Annotated in this window: 4 protein-coding genes; all 4 read left to right on the top strand. The window is 73.3% G+C overall.

Going from position 1 to position 4,653, the window contains the following annotated elements; all coding sequences use genetic code 11:
• Positions 1-1,457 (top strand): arginine repressor (locus VF825_RS08360; protein ID WP_331112123.1); only part of this gene is annotated, 1,457 nt, incomplete at its 5' end.
• A gap of 22 nt (positions 1,458-1,479) precedes the next feature.
• Positions 1,480-2,703, top strand: a complete 1,224-nt coding sequence (gene ilvA, locus VF825_RS08355; protein ID WP_331112121.1) for a threonine ammonia-lyase — start codon at positions 1,480-1,482, stop codon at positions 2,701-2,703.
• 57 nt (positions 2,704-2,760) lie between these two features.
• Positions 2,761-3,759: an ATP-binding cassette domain-containing protein gene (locus tag VF825_RS08350; RefSeq protein WP_331112119.1), complete on the top strand. Its 999-nt coding sequence runs from the start codon at positions 2,761-2,763 to the stop codon at positions 3,757-3,759.
• On the top strand, positions 3,756-4,562 hold the full coding sequence (locus VF825_RS08345; RefSeq protein WP_331112117.1) for an ABC transporter permease: 807 nt from the start codon (positions 3,756-3,758) through the stop codon (positions 4,560-4,562). Before VF825_RS08350 ends, VF825_RS08345 begins: the two co-directional genes overlap by 4 nt.
• Positions 4,563-4,653 lie beyond the last annotated feature (91 nt).

Genomic DNA, 4,653 nt, shown 5'->3' with positions numbered 1-4,653 from the left:
ACCAGCCCGCGACGCGCATCGCCCGCCAGCGGCTGATCGTCGAGCTGGTCGAGCACCAGCACGTGACCAGCCAGGCCCAGCTGCGCGAGCTGCTGGCCGGCTCGGGCATCAAGGTCACCCAGGCCACGCTCTCGCGCGACCTCGACGAGCTCGGCGCAGTCAAGCTCGACGTGGAGGGCCGCTCGGTCTACGCGGTCCCGGGCGAGGGTGGCGACGCGACACCGCGGCACCCGGACAGTCCCGGGGCGCGGCTCTCGCGGGCGGTGGCCGAGCTGCTGGTGTCCGTCGACCACTCTGCGAACCTGGTCGTGCTGCGCACCCCGCCCGGCGGCGCGCAGTACCTGGCGCACTCCCTCGACCGGGCCGAGCTCGGCGACGTGATCGGCACGATCGCCGGCGACGACACGGTGCTCGTGGTCACGCGCGACCCGATGGGCGGCGCCGACGTCGCCGCCCTGCGCGCGGCCCGCCCCGACGTCGTGCTGCTCGTCGGCGGGACGGATGGCGGCAACGCGGAGGTGCTGCTGCACAACGCCTCCCGGCTCGCCAGGGCCCGGATCGCCCAGCCCGTGGTCGTGGCCGGCAACGCCGACGCGGCCGGTGAGGTCTCGGGGCTGCTGGCGTCCACCGGCCGCCGGTTCGTGATCACGGGCAACGTCCTGCCGCAGATCGGGGTGATCGCCCCCGAGGGCGCCCGGGCCGCGATCCGCGAGGTCTTCCTGCGCCACGTCATCGGCGGCAAGGGCCTGTCCCGCGGGCCCGACTTCGCCGCGATGGTCCGTGCCGCCACCCCCGACGCGATGCTGCGGGGGATCGAGACGTTCGCCGCCGCGGTCGACGGCGACGTGCTGGTCGTCGACGTCGGTGGGGCCACGACCGACGTCTACTCGGTCATCACGCCCGAGGGGGAGGACGCGACCCTGCACAAGGACGTCGTCGCGCCGCTGTGGCACGCCCGCACCGTCGAGGGCGACCTGGGCATGCGCTGGAACGCCATCGGGGTGGTCGAGGCCGCGGTCGCCGAGCACCTGCTGGCCGGCGAGGAGCTGCACCGGCTGCGACGCTGGGCCGACGCGGTCTCCCACGACACCGGGCACCTGCCCGAGGACGCGGACGAGACCGCCCTCGACACCGAGCTCGCCCGGCTCGCCGCGCTGGTCGCCGTCCGCCGGCACGCCCGGCCCGCCCACCCGGGGGAGAGTGGCCGGCCCACGGCCAACCTGGCCCACGTCGTCGGCTCCGGCGGGGTCCTGCGCCACGGCGGCCCGCGGGTCGCCGAGGCCGTCCTGGGGGCGGTCACCCGGGACTACGCCGGCGGGTGGCGCGTCCCGGACGGCGCGCGCACGGCGGTCGACACGTCATACCTGCTGTTCGCGGTCGGGCTGCTGACCGACGCCCCCGGGCACGGCCCGGAGGCGGCCGCCCGGCTGGCCCGTGGGGTCCTCGCAGCGCGCTGAGCCGACCGACTAGCCTGCGCGCATGGCATCACCGTCGCTGCCCGTCACGCTCGACGACGTCATCGCTGCGCAGGACCTGCTCAGCGGCGTCGTCCGTCCCACTCCACTGGAGTACAGCCGCGCCCTGTCCGAGCGCGTGGGCGCCGACGTGTACCTCAAGTGCGAGAACCTCCAGCGCGCCGGGTCGTTCAAGATCCGTGGCGCCTACACGCGCATCGCGCGACTGAGCGAGGAGGAGAAGGCGCGGGGCATCGTCGCGGCCAGCGCCGGCAACCACGCCCAGGGCGTCGCCCTCGCCGCCCAGCTGCTCGGCATCGACTCGACCGTGTTCATGCCGATCGGCGCACCGATCCCCAAGCTGCTGGCCACCCGGGCCTACGGCGCACACGTCGAGCAGGTCGGCACCACCGTCGACGAGGCCCTGGTCGCAGCCAAGGAGATGGCGGCCTCGACCGGGGCGGTCCTGATCCACCCCTTCGACCATGCCGACATCGTCGCCGGCCAGGGCACCTGCGGCCTGGAGATCCTCGACCAGTGCCCCGAGGTCAAGACCATCGTCACCAGCGCCGGCGGCGGCGGGCTGCTGGCCGGCATCGCGGTGGCGGTCAAGGCCAAGCGTCCGGACGTGCGGGTCATCGGGGTGCAGGCCGAGCAAGCGGCTGCCTACCCGCAGTCGCTCGCCGCGGGCAAGCCGGTGCCACTGGGCTCCATGTCGACGATGGCGGACGGTATCGCGGTCGGGTGCCCCGGGGAGGTCCCCTACGCGATCGTGCGCGAGCTGGTCGACGCCGTCGAGACCGTCAGCGAGGAGATGATCTCCCGCGCGCTGCTGTTCGTCCTGGAGCGGGCCAAGCTGGTCGTCGAGCCGGCCGGCGCCGCAGCCGTGGCCCGGCTGCTCGCCGCCGGGCAGGGGTCGTGCGACGGGCCGGTGGTGGCGATCCTCTCCGGCGGCAACATCGACCCGCTGCTGCTGCTGCGCATCATCCGGCACGGCATGTCCGCCGCGGGGCGCTACCTGCAGTTCCGCCTGCGGGTGCCGGACCGGCCGGGCTCGCTCGCCGCGCTGCTGGCCGACCTCGCCGCGGTCGACGCCAACGTGCTCGAGATCGAGCACGTCCGCATGGGTGCCACCCTGCACGTCGACGAGGTCGAGATCGCGCTGCAGCTGGAGACCAAGGGCCAGGCCCACTGCGAGGAGGTCCTGCGCACGCTGCGGGGCAAGGGCTACAAGCTGAACTTCGGCTGAGGTGACCTGCGCCTTTTCGGTCGCGGGCCGTCGGAGGGCCGTGCGAGGCTGACCCGCATGACGGACGCAGTGGTGGCCGAGGGGCTGGTCAAGCACTACAAGGAGGTCCGGGCCCTGGACGGGCTCGACCTGCGGGTGCCCGAGGGGTCGGTGCTCGGCGTGCTCGGACCCAACGGCGCCGGCAAGACGACGGCCGTGCGGGTGCTGACCACCCTGCTCAAGCCCGACGCCGGGAGCGCCCACGTCGCCGGGGTGGACGTGCTGGCCGAGCCGGCGACGGTGCGGGGCCTGATCGGGCTCTCGGGACAGTTCGCCGCCGTCGACGACTACCTGACCGGGTTCGAGAACCTCGACATGGTCGGGCGGCTCTACCACCTGGGCCGCGCGACCTCCCGGGCCCGCGCGCGCGAGCTGCTCGAGCAGTTCCGCCTCAGCGACGCCGGTGACCGCCCGGTCAAGACCTACTCAGGCGGCATGCGGCGACGGCTCGACCTCGCCGGCGCGCTCGTCGCGCGCCCGCCGGTGATCTTCCTCGACGAGCCGACCACCGGGCTCGACCCCCGCAGCCGCGGCGACATGTGGGACGTCATCACCGACCTCGTCTCGACCGGCACCTCCCTGCTGCTGACGACGCAGTACCTCGAGGAGGCCGACCGGCTCGCCGACTCGATCGTCGTGGTCAACCACGGCAAGGTCATCGCCTCCGGCACCGCCGACGAGCTCAAGGCCCAGGTCGGCGGGGAGCGCCTCGAGGTGGTCATCGCCGACGCCGCACTGCTGCGACGGGCCGCCGAGGTGCTCGCGCCGCTGGCCGTCGACGGTGCCGAGCCCGAGGTGGAGCAGCACACCCGGCGGATCACCCTGCCGACCGGTGGCGGGACCGGCCCGCTGCTGGACGCGGTGCGCGCCCTCGACGGCGAGGGCATCGAGGTCCAGGACATCGGGGTGCGACGACCGACCCTCGACGACGCGTTCCTGACCCTGACCGGCCGCCCCAGCGAGACCGCGGACGACGAGGCCGCCGGGCGCGAGCCGGTGGGGAGTGAGGCCCGATGAGCGTGCAGACCGCCGTCAGCGACGGGATGGTCGTCGCCAAGCGCAACCTGATCAAGATCAAGCGGGTGCCCGACCTGCTGGTCTTCACCACGTTGTCGCCGATCATGTTCGTGCTGCTGTTCGCCTACGTCTTCGGAGGGGCGATCGACCAGCGGGGTGGCGGCGCCCTCTACCGCCAGTTCCTCATCGCCGGCATCTTCGCCCAGACCGTCGTCTTCGGGGCCACGATCACCGGCTCGGCGCTGGCCGACGACGTCAAGAAGGGCATCATCGACCGGTTCCGCTCGCTGCCGATGTCACCGTCGTCGGTGCTCTTCGGCCGCACCCTCTCCGACGTGGTCAACAACGTCATCGTCCTGGTCGTCATGTCGCTGACCGGCCTGGTCGTGGGCTGGCGGATCAACACCTCCCTAGGGGAGGCGCTGGCGGGCTACCTGCTGCTCATCGTCTTCGCCTACGCCATCTCCTGGGTCATGGCGTGGGTCGGGCTGCTCGTGCCCAGCCCCGAGGTCGTCAACAACGCCTCGTTCATCATCATCTTCCCCCTGACCTTCGTGGCCAACACGTTCGTGCCGCTGGCCACGCTGCCCGGCCCGTTGAAGACGTTCGCCGAGTGGAACCCCGTCTCGGCCGTCACCCAGGCCGCGCGCGAGCTGTTCGGCAACATCCCCGACCCGCACCCGCCGCAGGAGGGCTGGGCGCTCAACCACCCGGTCGCCTACACGCTGATCTGGGCGGTCGGGGTGCTGCTGGTCTTCGTCCCGCTGGCCAGCGCGCAGTACCGCCGCTCCACCAGCCGCTGACACGCTGCGCCCACACAACGCGCCGGACCCCGCACGCAGAAGGCCCCCTCCCGGCACGGGAGGCGGCCATCACGCTCGGGTGGGCACACCC

The organism is Oryzihumus sp. (genome assembly GCF_036391795.1).
Classification (GTDB): Bacteria; Actinomycetota; Actinomycetes; order Actinomycetales; family Dermatophilaceae; genus Oryzihumus.
Note: the sequence above shows the minus strand (reverse complement) of the source record. Positions and strands in the feature narration are given on the sequence as shown.